19 protein-coding genes and 1 pseudogene are annotated in these 18,688 nt (G+C 67.4%); 4 read left to right on the forward strand and 16 right to left on the reverse strand.

Features of this window, described 5'->3' with window-relative positions; translation table 11 throughout:
* The first annotated feature begins 23 nt into the window (after window positions 1-23).
* On the forward strand, window positions 24-347 hold the full coding sequence (locus tag ABD104_RS28480) for a DUF4148 domain-containing protein (protein WP_176400637.1): 324 nt from the start codon (window positions 24-26) through the stop codon (window positions 345-347).
* 48 nt (window positions 348-395) lie between these two features.
* On the opposite strand, the gene ABD104_RS28485 is transcribed toward ABD104_RS28480, so the two are convergent.
* Window positions 396-1,208 carry an IclR family transcriptional regulator gene (locus ABD104_RS28485; RefSeq protein WP_087836857.1) on the reverse strand — a complete coding sequence of 271 codons (813 nt, stop codon included), beginning with the start codon at window positions 1,206-1,208 and terminating at the stop codon, window positions 396-398.
* A 145-nt stretch (window positions 1,209-1,353) separates the two neighbouring features.
* Between ABD104_RS28485 and ABD104_RS28490 the strand changes: the two genes are divergently transcribed.
* From ABD104_RS28490 to ABD104_RS28500, 3 genes are all read left to right on the forward strand, one after another.
* Window positions 1,354-1,830, forward strand: a complete 477-nt coding sequence (locus ABD104_RS28490; protein WP_087836856.1) for a flavin reductase family protein — start codon at window positions 1,354-1,356, stop codon at window positions 1,828-1,830.
* Window positions 1,831-1,873: 43 nt separating this feature from the next.
* Window positions 1,874-2,899: an LLM class flavin-dependent oxidoreductase gene (locus ABD104_RS28495; protein ID WP_343928707.1), complete on the forward strand. Its 1,026-nt coding sequence runs from the start codon at window positions 1,874-1,876 to the stop codon at window positions 2,897-2,899.
* A 71-nt stretch (window positions 2,900-2,970) separates the two neighbouring features.
* A complete protein-coding gene (locus ABD104_RS28500) occupies window positions 2,971-3,939 on the forward strand; it encodes a Bug family tripartite tricarboxylate transporter substrate binding protein (RefSeq protein ID WP_343928708.1) in 969 nt (322 codons plus the stop codon).
* A 21-nt stretch (window positions 3,940-3,960) separates the two neighbouring features.
* Here the strand turns inward: ABD104_RS28500 and ABD104_RS28505 are convergent, their stop codons facing one another.
* From ABD104_RS28505 to ABD104_RS28575, 15 genes and pseudogenes are all read right to left on the reverse strand, one after another.
* Complete coding sequence (locus ABD104_RS28505) at window positions 3,961-5,232, reverse strand: MFS transporter (protein ID WP_087836853.1); 1,272 nt, start codon at window positions 5,230-5,232, stop codon at window positions 3,961-3,963.
* A gap of 111 nt (window positions 5,233-5,343) precedes the next feature.
* Complete coding sequence (locus tag ABD104_RS28510; protein ID WP_343928709.1) at window positions 5,344-7,395, reverse strand: putative bifunctional diguanylate cyclase/phosphodiesterase; 2,052 nt, start codon at window positions 7,393-7,395, stop codon at window positions 5,344-5,346.
* Between the two features lie 331 nt (window positions 7,396-7,726).
* A complete protein-coding gene (locus ABD104_RS28515) occupies window positions 7,727-7,972 on the reverse strand; it encodes a DUF2274 domain-containing protein (RefSeq protein ID WP_048629394.1) in 246 nt (81 codons plus the stop codon).
* A complete protein-coding gene (locus ABD104_RS28520; protein ID WP_343928710.1) occupies window positions 7,969-9,237 on the reverse strand; it encodes a TraB/TrbI/VirB10 family type IV secretion system protein in 1,269 nt (422 codons plus the stop codon). Before ABD104_RS28520 ends, ABD104_RS28515 begins: the two co-directional genes overlap by 4 nt.
* Window positions 9,238-9,239: 2 nt before the next feature.
* On the reverse strand, window positions 9,240-10,244 hold the full coding sequence (gene trbG, locus ABD104_RS28525; protein WP_343928711.1) for a P-type conjugative transfer protein TrbG: 1,005 nt from the start codon (window positions 10,242-10,244) through the stop codon (window positions 9,240-9,242).
* Window positions 10,241-10,945, reverse strand: a complete 705-nt coding sequence (trbF, locus tag ABD104_RS28530) for a conjugal transfer protein TrbF (protein ID WP_048629391.1) — start codon at window positions 10,943-10,945, stop codon at window positions 10,241-10,243. Before trbF ends, trbG begins: the two co-directional genes overlap by 4 nt.
* Window positions 10,946-10,956: 11 nt before the next feature.
* Window positions 10,957-12,309, reverse strand: coding sequence for a P-type conjugative transfer protein TrbL (gene trbL, locus ABD104_RS28535; protein WP_048629390.1), 1,353 nt, complete (start codon window positions 12,307-12,309; stop codon window positions 10,957-10,959).
* Complete coding sequence (locus tag ABD104_RS28540) at window positions 12,306-12,605, reverse strand: hypothetical protein (protein ID WP_027457564.1); 300 nt, start codon at window positions 12,603-12,605, stop codon at window positions 12,306-12,308. Before ABD104_RS28540 ends, trbL begins: the two co-directional genes overlap by 4 nt.
* A gap of 11 nt (window positions 12,606-12,616) precedes the next feature.
* On the reverse strand, window positions 12,617-13,372 hold the full coding sequence (trbJ, locus tag ABD104_RS28545; protein WP_063598507.1) for a P-type conjugative transfer protein TrbJ: 756 nt from the start codon (window positions 13,370-13,372) through the stop codon (window positions 12,617-12,619).
* Window positions 13,369-15,843, reverse strand: a complete 2,475-nt coding sequence (trbE, locus tag ABD104_RS28550; protein WP_313233467.1) for a conjugal transfer protein TrbE — start codon at window positions 15,841-15,843, stop codon at window positions 13,369-13,371. The genes trbJ and trbE overlap by 4 nt, the downstream gene beginning before the upstream one ends.
* 12 nt (window positions 15,844-15,855) lie before the next feature.
* Window positions 15,856-16,128: a VirB3 family type IV secretion system protein gene (locus ABD104_RS28555; protein ID WP_313233466.1), complete on the reverse strand. Its 273-nt coding sequence runs from the start codon at window positions 16,126-16,128 to the stop codon at window positions 15,856-15,858.
* Window positions 16,125-16,502 (reverse strand): TrbC/VirB2 family type IV secretion system protein, encoded by a 378-nt coding sequence (locus ABD104_RS28560; protein WP_313233464.1) that lies wholly within the window; start codon window positions 16,500-16,502, stop codon window positions 16,125-16,127. Before ABD104_RS28560 ends, ABD104_RS28555 begins: the two co-directional genes overlap by 4 nt.
* The gene (trbB, locus tag ABD104_RS28565) at window positions 16,499-17,551 is read right to left on the reverse strand and encodes a P-type conjugative transfer ATPase TrbB (protein ID WP_313233462.1); all 1,053 of its coding nucleotides are present in this window, start codon (window positions 17,549-17,551) and stop codon (window positions 16,499-16,501) included. The genes ABD104_RS28560 and trbB overlap by 4 nt, the downstream gene beginning before the upstream one ends.
* Window positions 17,548-18,012 (reverse strand): hypothetical protein, encoded by a 465-nt coding sequence (locus ABD104_RS28570; protein ID WP_063598502.1) that lies wholly within the window; start codon window positions 18,010-18,012, stop codon window positions 17,548-17,550. The genes trbB and ABD104_RS28570 overlap by 4 nt, the downstream gene beginning before the upstream one ends.
* Window positions 18,009-18,596 (reverse strand): annotated as a pseudogene (locus tag ABD104_RS28575) (type IV secretory system conjugative DNA transfer family protein); the annotation flags it as partial. The gene ABD104_RS28570 and the pseudogene ABD104_RS28575, both read right to left, overlap by 4 nt.
* Window positions 18,597-18,688 lie beyond the last annotated feature (92 nt).

Raw genomic sequence — 18,688 nt, forward strand, 5'->3', positions numbered from 1 at the left:
CACACCTACTTTGGAGATATGCCATGAAAGCCATTGCCTACACCGCCGTGATCGCCGCCTCTCTGTTCGGCGCCGCCGCCCATGCCGACCAGGGCAACAACTACGGTAACGACTTCCCGCCTCCCGCCATCTCGACCACGTCCCAGCTGACCCGCGCCCAGGTCCTTGAGGAACTGGCGCAGGCCAAGGCCAACGGCGGCATCGTCTACGGCCAGGAAGGCTTCCCCGACCAGACTCTCCAACAAGCCGGCAAGCCGGTCGACCGCGCGCAAGTCCGGCAGGAAGTCAGGAACTACGAGGCGTCCAACCGCGCCGGCGGCCCCGGCGAATACCCCGCCAACATGTAAGCAGTCCTGCGCGTGGACCGTGCCGGGGCGAGCCCCCGGCACGCGCATTCACCCGGCCCAAAGACCGGCCGGCGCGCCCAGCAGGCGTGACAAGGCCCGGCCCTTTTCCCTGAGCGCGCGAACCTGCGCGCTGTCGGCGCTCGTATCCAGCAAGGCCATGGGCGACGTGATCGTCAAGCCATAGGCCACCTCGGCATGCACGTTCCAGACCGGGACGCTGACGGCCAGATAGGTGGGCAAGGCCCGCAGTTCCACCACCGAATATCCCCGCTCCAACACCGCCGCGCGTATGGCCGCCAGCCGGGCCTGGGCATCTTGCGCCGTAGGCGCCAGCCCGTCCGCCTCCAGCTCCCGCTTGAGCACGGGCAGCACCGCTTCGGCCGGCAGATACGCCGCGAACACGTGGCCGGCCGCCGTGTGCAGCATCTCCACGGGACCATTGCGCAATTCGAACACCCGGCCGCGCACCGCCGACTGATTGACCAGGATGACGGGCCCGTTGCTCCAGATGACCACCGCCACGCCCAGGCCGGTTTCCTCGCTCAGCGCGACGGCCGCCTCGCGCACCAGTTCGAAATGGTCGACGTCGCGGGCGGCGGTCATGCCGAGCGCGGCCAGGCTGGGACCCAGCCGGTACAGGCCGCGGCCATCGCTCTTGACCATGCCGGTGCGCACGAAGCTGGCCAGGTAGTTGTGCGCCGCGCTGGGCGCGATGCCGGCACGGGCGGCAACGACCTTCAGGGCCACGGCGCCCGGCCCCATCTGGATCGCGACCAGGATGCGGTAACCGATCTCGATGGACTGGATGCCGCGCGGTCCGGGGCCCGGCACGGGTGCGCTAGCCGTCTTGCTTGATGTCATGGAGCCGATACGCGAGCAGGGGCACGAAGCCGGAAGAGTGCCGCATTGTACCCAGGGGCACCTTGACAGCCTGGCCGCCTGCCCCTACGATTAATTAAACTATATCAAACAATTCAATATTATTGAATTAAGGAGACGAATCGGCATGATTCCGAGCGCGGACTCGTTCAAGGCGGCCATGCGCCGCGTCCCCAGCGCGGTCGCCATCGTCGGCGCGGCCCACCAGGGCGAACGCCGGGGCCTGACTGCGACCGCCGTCTGCAGCGTCAGCGCCGAACCGCCGCAACTGCTGGTCTGCGTGAACAAGCGCGTGCGCGCGCACGACCACATCCGCCTTGCCGGCCATTTCGGCGTGAGCTATCTCAGCCAGGACCAGGGCGACATCGCCCAGGCCTTCGCCGCGCCGGCCGGCGCGCCGGAAGACCGCTTCCGCACCGGCGACTGGACATCGGGCAGCACCGGCGCGCCCCTGCTGCGCCAGGCGCTCGCGGCCTTCGAATGCCGCGTGGCCCAGGCCATCGACTGCGGCACACACACCATCTACATCGGGGAAATCGTCGCCCTCGCCCAGAAGGACGACCTGTCCCTGCTCTACAAGAGCGGCCTGTTCAGCGCAGCCTGAACGCCCGCCCCGTTTCCCTTCACTTCCCTAGCAAGAGCAGCCCATGAAATTCGCCGTCTTCGACCACATGGACCGCGGCACGGTCTCCCTGGCCCAGCAGTACGAGGACCGGCTCGCGCTGGTGCAGGCCTACGACCGCGCCGGCTTCCACGCCTACCACGTGGCCGAGCATCATTCCACGCCGCTGGGCATCTCGCCCTCGCCCGGCGTCTACCTGTCGGCCGTCGCCCAGCGCACGCGCCGCCTGCGCTTCGGACCGCTGGTCTATACATTGGGCATGCACCACCCGCTGCGGGTGCTGGAAGAAATCTGCATGCTCGACCAGATGAGCGGCGGCCGCCTGGAGGTCGGTTTCGGACGCGGCATCTCGCCCTACGAGCTGGGCTACTACGGCGTCGATCCGGTCCAGGCCCAGGACATCTACCACGAGTCCTACCAGATCATCATGCAGGGGCTGACCGGGTCCGTCGTCGATTTCCAGGGCAAGCACTTCGACCTGCGCAAGGTACCGATCGAACTGCAATGCGTGCAGCGCCCCACCCCGCCGATCTGGTACGGCGCGGGCACGCCGGCTTCCACCCAGTGGACCGCCGCCCAGCGCATCAACATCGTCTGCAACGGACTGGCCGCCCAGGTGCGCGCCATCACCGACCAGTACCGCAGGCATTGGGCGGAACTGGGCCACGACGCCAGCGCCATTCCGTTCATGGGCATGAGCCGGCACGTGGTCGTGGCCGATACCGAGGCCGAGGCGCGGGACGCGGCCCGGCGCGCCTACCGGCGCTGGCACGGCCACCTGATGCATCTGTGGGTCAAGCACGGCACCCGCCCCCAGACGCTGGCCTTCCCGGACGAGTTCGACGACGCCCAGCGCGCCGGCCTGGGCATCGCCGGCACCCCCGACCAGGTGCGCGACTGGATCGCCGACCAGTCGGCCCAGGCCGGCATCAACTATTTCGTCTGCCGCCTGGCCTTCGGCGACCTGAGCCGCGACGAATCCCTGCACTCGACCCGCCTGTTCGCCGAACAGGTCATGCCCGCGCTGGAGACTGCCGCCGCGCCCGCATGAGGCCTGTCCGGTCCCTGCTTTCCTCCGGCTTCCCCGATACGTACAAGACACCCCGACAAGGAGACACCCGAATGAAGCCCCGCCTGTTCCCTCTGCTGTGGGCATGCGCCCTCGCCGCCGCCAGCGCGACCGCGGCCGCCCAGTCCTGGCCGGAAAAATCCGTGCGCATCGTGCTGCCCGGCCCGCCCGGCAGCAGCCCCGACCGCATCACGCGGCTCCTGGCCGAGCATCTGAGCAAGAAGTGGAAGCAGCCGGTGGTGATCGAGAACCGTCCCGGCGGCACGACCCGCATCGGCGCCGAAATCGTCGCGCGCGCCGCGCCGGACGGCTATACGCTGCTGTCGACCTTCGTCTCGCACGGCATGGTGAAACTGCTCTACCCCGAGACGCCCTACGATCCCATCAACGACTTCGCGCCCGTCGTGCAGCTCGTCGATACCGAGACCGTGCTGGTCGTGCGCTCGGACTCGCCCTACAAGACGTTCGCACAACTGGTCGAAGGCGTGAAGACGCGCGGCAAGCCCCTGGGGGTCGGCAACTTCGGCAACGGTTCGAGCTTCCACTTCTACAGCCTGATCATGGGCCAGGGCGCCGGCATCGACGTACTGCCGGTGCCCTACAAGGGCGAGGCGCTGTCCCTGACCGACATGATGGGCGGCCACGTGGAAGCCAGCTTCAACTCGGTGGGTACCGCCCTTCCGCATATCCGCGACGGCCGTGTGCGCGCCCTGGCCGTGCTGGCACCCAAGCGGTCCCGGGTCCTGCCCGACGTCCCCACCTTCATCGAGTTGGGCTTCCCCCGACTGCGCGCGGGCGGCTGGTTCGGCATCCTGGCGCCCGCCGGCACGCCCAGGCCCATCGTCGACCGGATACGCACCGACGTCCAGGCCATCCTGAAAGAGGCCGACGTGACGAAGTGGCTGCGCGACCAGGGACTGGAGCCGGCCTTCGAAAGCTCCGAAGCCTTCGGGCAGTCGATGAAGCGCGAGGCCGGCGAATGGGAAAAACTGATCAAGGAGTTCAACGTCTCGGTGAACTGACGCCGCCAGCCGCCCGGCGAGTCAGCTCGCCGGCGTGGCGCGCGGCACCATCAGCGTCGCGCGCCGGGGCAGGCGCATGGACAGCAGCGCGGCCGCCACCAGCAGCGTGCCGGCCGCGCCGAACGACACCCAGTGCGTGCCGAAGGTCTCGTAGCCCCAGCCTCCCAGCCACGAACTGATCATGCCGCCGAACTGGTGTCCCAGATAAGCCCAGCCGTACAGGATGCCCACCAGCTTCACGCCGTAGACATCGGCCAGCAAGGCCGACGACAGGGCGATGCTGCCCGACCAGACGATGCCGCCCAGCGTGGCGGCGGTATACAGCTCCCAGTGCGTGCCCACCACGACCAGCGCGAAGAACCCCAGGCCGCGCACGAGATAGATGGTGGCCAGGATGTCGCGCCTGGGCAGCACGTCGGCCAGGCGTCCCAGCACCAGTGTGCTGAACACGGCCACCGCGCCGATCAGGCCGATGCCCAGCGCGCTGGTCATCGCATCGAAGCCGTGGTCCATCAGCATGGGCACGCCGTGCGACCCCAGCAGGTTCATGCTGAAGCCACAGGCGAAAAGGCCCAGCGCGATCTGCCAGAAAGGCGCGGAGCGCAGCGCATCGCCCACGCGCAAGGTGGCGGCGGCCGGCCCGGGCTGCGAGGACCTGGCAGCGGCGCGCGCCGCCAGGTCCTCGGGACGCAGGTCCGCTTCGGGCGGCGCATTGTCGCGGAAGATCAGCAGCGCGGCAGGCACCGTGAACAGGGCGAAGGCCGCCGCGAAGACCAGCATGGTCGCGCGCCAGCCCAGCCAGGCGATGAACGACGTGAACACCGGCGTCATCAGCGCGATGCCGGCCATCGATCCGGTGGAAAGAAAGAACAGCGCCATGCCGCGCTGCCGCGTGAACCAGCGGGTCAGGATGGGCGTGAGCGCCACCGGACTGGTCAGCCCCAGCCCCACCGACTGTCCCACCCCGAACGCCAGGAAGAACGCCAGCGGATGACGCGCCAGTACCGTGGCGATGGACGAAGCCACGACCACCGCCATGCCGGTCAGCAGCACGAAGCGCGTGCCGCGCGCGGCCACGAGATAGCCGGCCAGCGGCATGGCCAGGCCATAGCACAGCATGCCGATCGCGACCATGCCGGCCAGCATGCTGCGGCTGAAGCCCAGGTCTTCGGTGATGGGAAGGAAGAACGGGCCGATACCCATGCGCATGCCGACGGTCAGCAGCGTCAGCACCGTGGCCGCCGCCACGATGGTCCAGCCGAAATACCAGTTGCCGATGCGTTGCCCTGCCAATTGTGTCCCCTTGCCTTGATTCGACCCGCCACGGCGCGCTGCCTGGCCTGCCGCAAGGATACCCTCAACCGCCGGGCGCCGCCGTCCGCTGTCCGGTCGGTCCGTGCTTTCCTAAGGATGCACCAGCTTGTCAGCCACGGCGGCCAGGGATATCTGGCCGCTGTCGACGATCTGGCCCAGCGGCGCAGGACGGCCGAGCAGATAACCCTGCGCTTCGTCGCAGCCTTCCTTGCGCAGCAGCGACAATTGCCCCTGGGTCTCGATGCCTTCGGCCAGCACGGGAATGTCCAGGCTCTTGCCCAGGGCCAGGACCGCGCGCACGATGGCCCGCGCCTGCGGGCTGGACTCCACCTCGCTGACGAACGAGCAGTCCAGCTTGATCTTGTCGAACGGGAAGGCGCGCAGCGTCTCGAGCGAGGAATAGCCGGTGCCGAAATCGTCCAGCGCGATACTCACGCCCAGGGCCTTGATCTCGCGCAGCATGCGCAGCGAACGTTCGCGGTCGGCGAACAGCGTGGACTCGGTCAGCTCGAGCTCCAGCCGCGCCGGCGGTAGTCCGGTGTCCGCCAGCACGTCCTGGATGAGCGCCGGCAGGTCCGAATGGGCGAACTGCGCGCGCGACAGGTTGACCGCGACCTTGTAGGGCGGATCCCAGGACACGGCCCGGGCGCATGCATGCCTGAGCACCCATTCTCCCAGCTGCAGGATGAGGCCGTTCTCCTCGGCCAGCGGAATGAACTCGGCGGGCGGAACGTAGCCGCGCCGGGGATGCTGCCAGCGGAGCAGCGCCTCGTAGCCGCGGATCTCGCGCGTCTCGACAGAGGTCTGCACCTGGTAGTGAATGTCGAGCTGGCCGCTCTCGAGCGCCTCGCGCAGCTCGCTGGCCAGGGTGCGCCGGGCGCGCACCGCCTCGTCCATCGACGGTTCGTAGAAGCAGACGTTCTTCAGCATGTCCGACTTGGCCCGGTACATCGCCAGGTCGGTGTTGCCGATCAGCATGCTCTTGTCGCGGGCGTCGTCCGGATAGATGGCCACTCCCAGGCTGGCGCCCGGCACCGCTTCCCAGTCGTCGACCTGGATCGGGGCGAACAGCGAGGTTTCCAGCCGCGACAGGAAGTCGAGCAGGCTGCCCTCGCGCAGGCGGTGGATGGCGACGAACTCGTCTCCGCCCAGCCGCGCGACGAATTCGCCTTCCTGCAGCAGGCTTCTCATGCGCTGGGCAAGGATCACCAGGACCCTGTCTCCCGCGGCATGGCCGTGCAGGTCGTTGATTTCCTTGAAGCGGTTGAGGTCGATGCCCACCAGCGCCACCTTGCCGCCCATCTGATCGGCAAGATAGAGCTCGTTGTCCAGGCGCTCGTTGAAACTGCTGCGGTTGGGCAGGTTCGTCAGGCTGTCCGTCATCGCCATGTGGCGCAATTGCTCCTGCGACTCGGAACGCACGCTGTCGTCGATCAGATAACTGGCCACGCCCGCCGCCGCGATGACCAGCGCCACGCCGGTGACCGCCAGGGCCAGTGCCTGCAGCGCCTGCGGCTGGGAAAACACCCCCTCCACCAACATGGGGGACACCTGGAAAGCCGTCATGCCCGTGAAATGCAGACCGGCGATGCCCAGTCCCAACAGGCAGCCGCCGGCATAGCGGTACGCGGGCCGGTCATCGCTGACGACCAGGTGCAGGGCCAGGCCGGAGAATACGACGGCGATCGCGATGGACGCCGCGAGATAGCCCATGTGCCAGGACACGATGCCCTGGACCCGATAGGCCATCATGCCGGTATAGTGCATCAGGACGATGGCCAGCCCCACCGCGGCCCCGCCCAGGGCGGGCGCGAACCGCCACCGGCGGCTGCTCGCCAGCGCGAAGCCGGGCACCGCGCCGACGATGGCGGCCAGCAGCGACAGCACGGTCACCGTAGGATCGAACGCGATGGGTACCCCGGGATCGAAGCCGATCATCGCCACGAAATGCATGCACCAGATCGCCGAGCCGGCCGCCACGACCGTCAACACGTTCCAGCCCAGGCGCTGGACGCCGGCCGTACGCGCGGCGCGCAGAAACAGGCGGATGGCCACCCAGGACCCCGCGCAACCGATCAGGACGGCAAGTAACACCAGCCAGGGATTGTGGCTGTCGGCGATACATCCCAATACGGTCATCATCTGATCGCGCTTCCTACGCGTGGGCTGCCGCGCCCAATAAAAAACTGCTCGTGTCAAGCCATTTATGCAAATCGCACGAGGTCTAAAACTCTATATGGGACGCAAAGTTAGCTCTGTTTAGGGCCGCTTGAAGCGACTCGGGCATCGTGGGCTAGGTGCCACATAAGAGCGACAGGAGAGAAAGCCGGAGCGCGTTGCATCGGGCACGTTTTCCAACAGCAGACCGACTTGCGTTTCCATAATAGCCCAACTGACCGACTCCCAGATCGATGAAAGCGCAGCCCGTAGGCTGCGCTTTCATCGTGAGTGACTGGTGAGTGTGTCTGCATCGTCAGCCCGATTGAGGCGGTGCGGCCTTGCCCCTACCTCCCTTCCTGAATCCCCGATCCGCTGCCATGAACGCCTCCAGCATGTGCGGAATCAACGTCGTCGCATCGACCGCTTCGCCGTATGCCTGCGCGTGCAACGCGGCGTAGCGGTCGAGGTCGGCTTTCAGGCTGGCCGGGCAAGCGAAGGTCAGCTTCACATTCTCGGTCTTGGGCAGCGGGCCGAGCCGCAGTTTCTTGGTCGTGCTCATTGCATCGCTCCCCGCTGGAAGAACATCGGCTGGTACGGACGCAACACCAGATCGCGGTTGACGATGATGCGAACCGGTAGGCCCGGCCGTTCGGTCAGCGTCGGCTGGATGTTCATGTTGCGCCGGGTCATCTCCTGTCCGACCTGATTGATGCTGTCCTGTGCGCTATCGCGCCCGGCGATCACGAAGCGGTTGCCGTTCTGCCGGTTCTCCGGTGCGGCCAGCTCGGCGCCCACGCCCAGCAGCGTCGTCAGCGCCGCGCCGGCAAAGACGCGATCCCAATGCCAATCGACGCCATCCTCCAGGCCGGAATAGCCGGCCGGGTCGGTGCCCGCGAGGTTGTCGAGCTTCAGCGAAGACGTGTCCGGCAGGATGACGCGGTTCCACACCACCTGCACGCGGCTCTGCCCATAGCTCACCTGGCTGTTGTACTTGCCCAGGATGCGCGACCCTTGGGGGATCAGCAGGAACTTGCCCGTGGCCGTGTCGTAGACCGGCTCCGTCACCGTGGCGATCACGTCGCCCGGTAAGTCCGACTTGATGCCCGTCACCAACGCCCCGGCGATCACCGTTCCCGCCATGACCTGATACGGCGAGGACGGCATTTGCAGATTGCCGGAATTGCGGGTTTCCGTAGAGCCGCCTTTCAGGAACGCCTCTTTCTGGTCTTGCCGGTTCTGCATGGCGATGGGATCGGATGGCTGGGCCGCCGTCGAGGCCGGCCCAGCGGCCAGCGGGTCGAAGCCCGCCAAGGCACTGCCGGGCGCAGCCGCAGCGGCTTGCGCCGTGACCGGCGCGGTGGCCTTGCCTTGGTTGCCCGAGCGGAAGAACACCGACGAACCCGCCGCCGCATCAGCCTCCTTGCGCCGCGCATCCTCCGGGTCGTGGCCCGGTGGCGCATACGTCGGCGTCGCCGGCTGCTGCGACTTCACGATGGCCGGGCCGAGATCGCCCGGCAGCGGTGGCCCCAACTCGGGCACCTTCGGCGGCAGCTTCGAGTAGTCGGCCGGCAGGCCGTCCAACCCTTCGGACTTCGAGACACGATCCACGTTGTAAAGCTCGGTCTGCTCGCCCGCGCCGCGCCGGTGCGGCTGCAATGACCAGATCGTGGCCCCGAGCACGGCGACCGACAGGCCGCCCGTGAGCATGGCCAAGGTGCGCCGGTTCAGGCGCGTGACCGGGCGCGGTTGGGCGCGCAGCGCCACTGCCTCGGGTGCGACCTTGCCCGCCTGCGGTGCAAGATCAGGAGAATCGTCCTGGCTCATGGTCAGTTCCTCCGCGTGCCACCGGAAACGCCATCAGTGCGCTCGATCCGCACCACATCACCCTTGTCTCCGCCCAGGCGCAGCTCGGCGGCGCCGAACAGGCGATCCACGATGTAGTACGGGGAGCGGAAGCGGTAGTTCACCAGTTGCCCATCGCCCTGCGCGCCGATCACGAACAGCGGCGGCAACTCGCCTTGGGCAATGCCCGGCGGGAACTGGATATAGACCTTCTCGCCGTCATCGAAGGCGCGCAGCGGCTTCCACGGCGGATTGCTCCCGCTGACCGCGTAGCGGAATCGGATCTTCTCCAACGACAGGCCGCTATCGACCGGCGCGGCGGCGCTGGCCGCCTGCGCCTGGCGCTGCAAGGCCAGCATCTTGTCCTTGGGATATTCCCAGGACACCGACGCCATCCACGTCTTCTCGGTCGAGGTCAGTTCCAGCAGATAGGTACGCCTGCTGGTGGTGATGACCAGATTGGTCTTGAGGCCCGAGCGGATGGGCTTGACCATGACATTCACGCGCAGCGCATCACCGCTGCTGCTCGATGTGTCGCCCACGATCCAGCGCACCGTATCGCCCGCCGCCACCGTCACCAGCTCCTCGCCCGGCTGGAGCGCGATCACCGTCACGCGACCCACAGCCGCATAGACCTGATACAGCGCGCCGTCCGTGAAGGGCCAGACTTGAATCGCATTGACGTAGCCCTCGCGCGTAGGCGCAATGCGCGCCTCGGCGTTGGCGCGGGACACGCGCACGGTTTCATCGGCGGGTTCCGGCGTGGGCTTGGCATCCGGCACAGGTTTCATCTGCGCCGGCATCGGCAGCACTTGCGGAACGGCCACCACTTCCACAGGCGCAGGCGGCTCCGGCAGCGGCTGGGCCTGCACCGGCTCATCGAGCGAGATGGACGGCGGTGGCTTGCCTTGCGTGGCGCAGCCAGAGAACAGCACGGTCGAAGCCAGAAGCATCACCGGCAAGGCGGATTTACGGAAAAAATCATTCATGGTTTTGCTCCTTCGTTCGCTTCCAGTTCGCGGCTCCAAGACAGCCCGTTGACGTAGATGCCCAAGGGGTTCTTGCGCAGACGCTGCTCGGTGCGCGGGGTTTGCAGCACCGTGGAAATCACCGCGTTCCAGCGTTCGGTGCGATCCAGCGCGCCGTTGACAAAGCGCGTCTCCGTCCAGCGCACGTTGAAAGACGTGTCGCTGGCGCGGGTCACGCTGGTGATCTGCACCGTCACCGACTCCTTGCCGATGCGCGCGAACGGGTCATTGGTGCGGGCGTATTCGTTGAGCGCGATGGCGCCCTTGTCCGTGGTGTAGTCGTAGGCGTCGAGCCAGTTCTGCCGCACCACGATGGGGTCGATGGACAGCGAGCGCACCAGGCCGATGAAGCGGCCCAGGTGGTAGGCGATCTGCGCATCGCTGGGCCGGTACGGCGCGGCGGCCTCGCCCACGGCGCGCACCTGGCCCGCGTTGTCCACCTCGATGACATAGGGCGTGACGATGGACTGCGCCGAACGCCACACCAGCCCGCCGGCCATCAGCACGGCCAAGGTGAGGCAGCCAAAGGCCATGAAGCGCCAGTTCTTCGCCTGCACGCGGGCCGAGCCGATGCGCTCGTCCCAGACCTGGGCGGCGGCTTGGTACGGAGTGGCAGGTTGCGGTGTGTCGGCGTAGCGCACCTGCGGTCGTTTGAATCGCATGGGAGTTCTCCTTATGAATCGGAATCGCGAAGGCTTGGGCCCTGGCTGGAGCTACCGCCATCGCCGCCGCGCAGCGTGTGGGCGGCGGTGGTCGCGGCATGGGTGAGCTGCTGCCTGCGATGCAGGCGCTTGGCCCAGGCGGGTTGCGCAGTGGATGGGGGCGGCTCGGTTGCCGCCTGCGCGGCACCGGCACCCGACGCCGATCCGGCGTCATCGGGTCGGAAGGCAGCGGCGACACGCTCCTTCATTGAGCGTGCGCCTTCGGCCACCTTCTGCCCGGTCGCCTGCGCGCCAGTCTTGGCAACGTTGCCCACGCCGACGGCAGTGCCCTTGAGGCCACCGCCTGCCGAAGCAGAACCGGCCTGGAACGCCGACCGCGCGCTGCTGGCGGCTCCAGCAGCAGCCCGCGCACCGCTGCCGGCCAGCTTGGCGGCTGCGGGCGCCATGCGCGCCCCGGCGGCGACTGCACCGCCAACGCCTGTGGCCGCAGCGCCCACGGCAACAGCAGCGCCAGCCCCACCCAGCGCGGCGCCCGCCATCGCACCTGCCCCGAGCTGCGGCCCGCCGGACACCAGCCCGGTCGCAATGCCCGGCCCGAAGATGCCCAAGGCCAGCAGCGTCAGCGAGGTCAGCATCACGACCACGGAGTGGTCGATGGATGACTCGGTCGGCTGCACCTGAAACTCGGCGAACAACCCGGAGCCGATGCCCACGATGACCGCGAGCACCAGCACCTTGATGCCTGATGACACCACGTTGCCCAGCACCTTCTCTGCAAGGAACGCGGTCTTGTTCCAGAGCGCGAACGGCACCAGCACGAAGCCCGCGAGCGTGGTCAGCTTGAACTCGATCAGCGTGATGAAAAGCTGGATCGCCAGCACGAAGAAGCACAGCAGGACGATCAGCCACGCGAGGAACATCACGACGATGGGCGTGATGTTCACGAACACTTCGGGAAAGCCCGCCATGTCGCCGATCTGCTTGAGGATCGGCGCCCCGGCGTCGATGCCGACCTTCGCCAGCCGGCCCGGTTGCAGGAAGTTTTCCATGCTCAGGGCCGAGCCGCTGGCCGTCAGGCCCAGCCCGGCGAAGGAGCGGAACACGATGCCGGCCAACCAGTTGAAGTTGCCGATGATGTAGGCGAAGGCGCCGACGTACAGCACCTTGCGGATCAGCTTGGCGATCACGTCCTCGCCCTGGCCGGTGGCATGGCTCATCGCCCAGAACAGCCCGGCGAGCGTTATGTCGATGACGATCAGCGTGGCGGTCAGAAACGCCACTTCGCCGTGCAACAGGCCAAAGCCCGAGTCGATGTAGCGCGAGAAGGTGTCGAGGAAGCGGTCGATGACCGTCACGTCGTTCATGGCGAGTCCTCCTGCCCAGGCAGAGCGATTGCCGCACTGCAATCGGCGGGTTCATCGAAGCCGGGCGGAATCGGCGGCAGGTCGGCCAGCGTCTGGTACTCGCCCGGCCCAGCCTGGCCGGAGAGAAAGCGCCCCAGGTCGGCCTGGGCCACCTGCGCGCAAAACGTGCCGCCCTGCGCGCGCAGCCGGGCCGGATCGGCGGCAAGTGCATTCACCGGCAACTGCTGCGGCCAGCCACAGCCGGCCAGCACAAGCGCATGAACGGCGAAGGCGAACACGACGGGCGTGTGTTGCATGGCAGCCTCCGTCAGCGGTTGTAGAAATTGACGGGCTGCGGCGTGTACGGCGTGCCTTCGCCCAGGAAGCGGCGCGTCACCTCGCGCCCGCGCTCCGTGGCCGCGGCCTGCCGCGCCAGCTCCAGCGAAGCGGCCCGGTCTTGTGTGATCTGGAGCCGCTGCGTCTGGATCGACTGCTTGGCTTGCAGGGCGAGCAACTGGTTCATGGCCTGCATCGCCTGCAACGCGCCTTCTGCCGACTGGCTCTTGCCCACGAGGTCGGCCAGCAAGCTTTCGTCGTCGCTCAGGTTCTGCGATGCCTGTGCCTGCATCTGCATGGTGGTCTGCAAGCCGTTGAGCGTGTTTTTCCAACGCTCCTGTGCATCGAGGTACATCTGATTGCCGCTCACCGTGGCGGCGTACTTCTCGGGATACAGGCGCGCAAACTCGCGGTCGATGCTCGTCACGTCGTAGGCCAGGCCCTTGGCCTGCGCGATAAGCCGCTGGGTGGTCGCCAGGTTCGCGCGCAACTGGCCCACCACGCTGGACGGCAGGCTTGCCAGGTTGCGGGCCTGGTTGATGAGCATCTGCGCTTCGTTCTGGAGCTGGCGGATCTGGTTGTTGATCTGCTCCAAGGTGCGAACGGCGGTGAGCGTGTTCTGCACCAGATTGGTCGGGTCGAGCACGATGTCGCCGACGCCGAACAGCGCGTGCGCGGGCTGCACGATGCCGAAGGCGAGCACGCAGGCTGCGGTCAATGCGGCGAGCTTGGGGGTATGCAGTTTCATGGCTGGTTCTCCTGTGAGTGGTTGGCGGTACGGACGGAGCCCGGCGCGAGGCCGGGGAATGAGGGCAGCAGGTCGGCCGCCCAATCGAGGCCGCGATGGCGCAGCCAGGCGGCTGCGAACGGGGAAGACGCTGCGGAGCTGGCATCGGCTGCGGCGAGCACCGCGTCCATGTCGCGCTGGTCTTGCGGCGTGGAAGCGCCCGCGAAGGCCAGCGTCGCCGGCCCCAGGTCAAGGTCGAACAGGCGGTTGCCGAGGCGGGATTGGTAGTAGTAGTCGCGTTTGGGCTGCGCGGTGGCGACGATCTCGATCTGGCGCGAATTCAGTCCGAAACCCTCGTAGATCGTGCGAATCTGCGGCTCGGTCGCCTGTGGGTTCGGCAGGAAGATGCGGCTGGCGCAGCTCTCGATGATTGCTGGCGCGATGCTCGAATCCTTGATGTCGGCCAGACTCTGCGTGGCGAAGATGACGCTGACGTTTTTCTTGCGCAGCGTCTTGAGCCACTGCCGGATGCGTGCGGCAAACACCGGGTCATCGAGAAACAGCCATGCCTCATCAAGGATCAGCAGCGTGGGTGCACCGTCAAAGCGTTCGTCGAAGCGCGCAAAGAGGTAGTGCAGCACGGCCATGACGGCGGCCTTGCTGTGCATCAGCTCCTCCATCTCGAAGCACTGCACGTCGGCCATGCCCAGCCGGTTGTGATCGGCGTCCAGCAGCTTGCCGTGCGCACCGCCGAGCACATACGGCGCGAGCGCCTGGCGCAGCGCATTGCTCTGCAACAGCACGGACAGCCCGGTCATTGTGCGCTGCTCCACCGGCGCACCGGCAAGGCTTTGCAGCGCCGACCAGATGGCCGCCTTCTCGTCCGGGCCGACCGCCACGCCCTCGTGCAGCAAGCGTCCTTCGATCCATTCCGCGGCCCAGGTGCGGTAGCCCTCGCGGTCGATGCGAGCAAGTGGCTGGAAGGCGATTTCGCCATCCGTGCCCAGGTCGTAGTGCTCGCCTCCCAGCCCGAGGATCGTGGCGCGCATCGAACGCCCCATGTCGAAGGCGAAGATGCACGAGCCGCGATAGCGGCGGAACTGCATCGCCAGCGTGGCGAGCAAGACCGACTTGCCCATGCCGGTCGGCCCCGCTACCAGCGTGTGGCCCACGTCGCCGATGTGCGTCACCAGCCGGAACGGCGTCGCGCCATCGGTACGCGTGACGATCAGCGGCGGGCCGTCGAGGTGGTTGTTCTTCTCCGGCCCCGCCCATACCGCAGACAAGGGCATCAAGTGCGCCAAGTTCAGCGTCGAGACAATGGGCTGGCGCACGTTGGCATAGGCGTTACCCGGAATGGACGACAGCCACGCATCCACGGCGTTGAGCGTTTCGGGGATGGTGACGAAGCCGCGTCCCTGGATGACGCGCTGCACCATGCGCAGCTTCTCGTCGGCTGCGCCGGCGTCCTCGTCCATGACGGTGACGGCCGCCGTCAGGTAGCCGAAGGCCACTTGATCGCTGCCCAGCTCCTGCAAGGCGACGTCCGCGTCGGCGGCCTTGTTGCTGGCGTCGGTATCCACCAGCGGCGACTCCTGCTGAAAGATCGTTTCGCGCAGCAGTGCGATGACGTTCTTGCGCTTGGCGAACCACTGGCGGCGCAGGCGGGCGAGTTCTTTTTCCGCCTCGGATTTGTCGAGGCACAGAAAGCGCGTACTCCAGCGGTACGCAAATCCCAGGCGGTTGAGGTCGTCCAGAATCCCCGGCCAGGTCGAGGTCGGGAAGCCCCGCACTGTCGCAATACGCAGGTGCTGGTCGCCCAGCATCGGCGCGAGGCCGCCGACCAGCGGGGCATCGGCCAGCAGCGCATCGAGGTGAAACGGCACTTCAGGTACGCCCACACGGTAGCGCCGCGTCGAGATAGCCGCGTGCAGGTAGGTCAGCGTCTGGCTGTCGTCCAGCCAAGCGATTTCCGGCATCACGCCGTCGAGCAGGTCAAAGACCCGTTCCGTTTCCGCCACGAAGGCGGTCAGGCGCTCGCGCCAGTCCACGCCTTCGGTGGGACGGTTCTCGTACAACATGCCCGCCGCGCGGGCGTGGGATTCCTCGGACGGCAGGTACACCAGCGTCAGGTGATAGCCGCTCTCGAAATGGTTGCCCGATTCCTCGAACGCTGCCCGGCGTTCCTCGTCCACCAGCCACGACAGCGGCTCGGGAAACTCCGAGTGCGGATAGCCGGCGGCAGCGCGGCGCTCGGCTTCGATGAACAGCGCCCAGCCCGAGCCCATCCGGCGCAGCGCGTTGTTCAGCCGTGCGCTAGTGGCGATCAGTTCGCCTTGTGTGGCGCTGTCGAGGTCAGGCCCGCGGAATCGGGCCGTGCGCTGGAAACTGCCATCCTTGTTCAAGACGACACCCGGCGCGACCAGCCCGGCCCAGGGCAGCCAGTCGGCCAGCAGCGCGGGCCGCTGGCGGTATTCGGCGAGGTTCAGCATGGCGGCGTCCCCTCACACGTCCAACAATGGGCGGTGCTTGATATGCCGAGCGAACACGGCCATGAACTGCGGGTCAAGGCGCGCACCCCAGACCGCCAGCGCATGGCCGACGATCCAGAGCACGACGCCGGGAATCCACAGTTGCAGGCCCAGCCCAACAGCGGCGGCCAGCGTGCCGTTGGCGATCGCCACGGTGCGCGGCGCGCCGCCCATCAAGATCGGCTCGGTCAGCGAGCGATGCAGCGGCACCTCGAACCCGGCCGCGAAGGTGTCAGGCCCGCTCATACGACAGCTCCGCCGGAGAAGCTGAAGAACGACAGGAAGAACGAGGATGCGGCGAAGGCGATGCTCAGGCCGAACACGATCTGGATCAGCTTGCGAAAGCCGCCCGATGTGTCGCCGAAGGCCAGCGCGAGGCCCGTGGCGATGATGATGATGACGGCCACGATGCGCGCTACCGGCCCTTGGATCGACTCCAAGATCGACTGCAACGGGCCTTCCCACGGCATCGAGGAGCCGGCGGCCTGCGCCGTGCCGGCCAGGAACAGCAGCAGCCCTTGCGCTGCAGGGCGGCCCAGGCTGTGCAGCCGCGACAGCGTGGGCAGGCGCAAAGCCGGATTTGCAGAAAAACGGAAAGCAGGAACGATCATCTGCGTCATGGCAGTTCTCCAGGTTGGTCAGGGGACGGGGAAATCGCCGCAGCGGGTGCGGCATCGGGAAGTGGCGGCAGCTCGGGAAACGGCGCTTCCAGCGCGTCCGCCAGTTGGTAGCCCACGCCGTCAAAGCCGACGACGCGGGCGATGCTCTCGATGCGGCGCTTGCGTCCGCGTCCGGCGATGTGGATCACCACGTTGACCGCCTCGGCGATCAGCGCACGCGGCGGGTTCACCGCCACTTCGAGAATCAGTTGCTCCAGGCGCAGCAGTGCACCGAGCGCGGAGCCGGCGTGGATCGTGGCGATGCCGCCGGGGTGGCCGGTGCCCCACACCTTGATGAGATCCAGCGCCTCGGCGCCGCGCACCTCGCCGACCACGACGCGATCCGGCCGCAGGCGCATGGACGAGCGCACCAGCTCGGTCATCGACACCACGCCAGCGCGCGTGCGCAGCGGTACGTGGTCGCGGGCCGCGCATTGCAGTTCCACCGTGTCTTCGAGCACCAGCACGCGGTCGCCGGTGGCGGCGATTTCGGCGAGCAAGGCATTGGCGAGCGTGGTCTTGCCGCTACTGGTGGCCCCGGCGATCAGGACGTTCTGGCGCTCGCGCACAGCGCGCACCAGAAAGCCCGCCTGGGCGGTGGTCATCATTCCGTCCACGACGTACCGCTCCAGCGGGATCACGCCGATGGCCCGCTTGCGCAGCGCGAAGGCCGGCCCCGGCGCGGCGGGCGGCAAGATGCCCTCGAAGCGTTCGCCGGTTTCGGGCAGCTCGGCCGATAGCAGCGGCTGGCCGCGATGGACTTCTGCACCGACGTGGGCCGCGACCAGGCGGATGATTCGCTCGCCATCTGCCTCGGGCATCTCCACGCCCATCGGCGCGCGCCCCGAGGACAGGCGATCCACCCAGAGGGTGCGATCCGGGTTGAGCATGATTTCCACCACGTCCGGGTCTTCGAGCGCAGCGGCGATCAACGGCCCCATCGCCGTGCGCAGCATCTGGATGCGCCGGTCGAGCGCGGCGGTGGTCATGGATTGGGGAACGGCGCTCATGACACACGCTCCTGCGTTTCGGCCCGTACCGCCGCATCCGCCATGGTCGTGATGTCGGGATGCAACTCCTCCACCACGTCACGCACCAGGCTGCGTCCGCGCAGCAGGTGGCGGCCAAGCTGCTCGGTGAACTGCTCGAAGCGCGCCTTGCCCTGGGCGCGGGCCGCGTCTTGGTGCGCCTCGGGAATCGGCGTGCTGACCGTGAGGTAATAGCGGATGAATAGCGCCAGCGTTTCGATGGCGATGTTCTGGTCGCGCTCGATGCGTTCGGCCTGGCGCGACAGGCGATCCAGCCGCTTGGCGATGGCCGCCTCGCGCTGGTCGGCCGCATCGGGCGACAGCCACGATGCGAGCGCCGCTGCGACGATGGATGACTTGGACACGCCTTTCTTGGCGGCCAGTTCATCGAGCCGCTGGGCGTGCTCGGGCTGGATAAAGAGATTCAGGCGGTAGTGGCTCATAGCTCGATTCCGTCGTTGGGGTCGAGGGATGCCAGCCGGGCCGTGCGCTGCATGGCCGGATCAAGCTGGCGAGGAAGGGGAAGCGGCAGGTCGTCGTCATCGAGCAGGCCGAGGTCGGCAGTGCTGGTGGCCAACTCGGGGTCGTAGGCGACGGTTTCGGAAAGCTCGGGCTGGCGGCGTGGGCCGCCGTCGTCGGCGCTGCCGATGCCCTCGACGGCTTCGGTAGCCGGGGCGGCTGGAACAGCGGGAATCGCCAGGCCACTCCAATCGTCAGCGCGTGCCGGAGGAACATCGGCATAGCGCCCGGCAGCCAGCACAGGCGGCTTCAGCACGCGGCGCTTGAAATTGGTGTCCGCGTAATAGCGCAACTTCTTGGCCTTGATCGGTGCCACGCTGGATACCATCACCACGGCCTCGTCGGTCGGTAGCTGCATCACCTCGCCCGGCGTGAGCAGCGGGCGGGCCGTCTCCTGGCGCGACACCATGAGGTGCCCCAGCCACGGCGCGAGCCGGTGGCCGGCGTAGTTGCGCTGCGCGCGCAGCTCGGTGGCGGTGCCGAGGGTTTCGGAGATGCGCTTGTGCGTATTTCGGACAAAGGTGACCGGCCGTTTCGGGATCGTGACCGGCGATTTCGGCAACGTGACCGATCATTTCGGGAACGTGACCGAGCGGCCCG

The organism is Pigmentiphaga daeguensis (assembly GCF_039523035.1).
GTDB classification, from domain to species: Bacteria; Pseudomonadota; Gammaproteobacteria; order Burkholderiales; family Burkholderiaceae_B; genus Pigmentiphaga; species Pigmentiphaga daeguensis.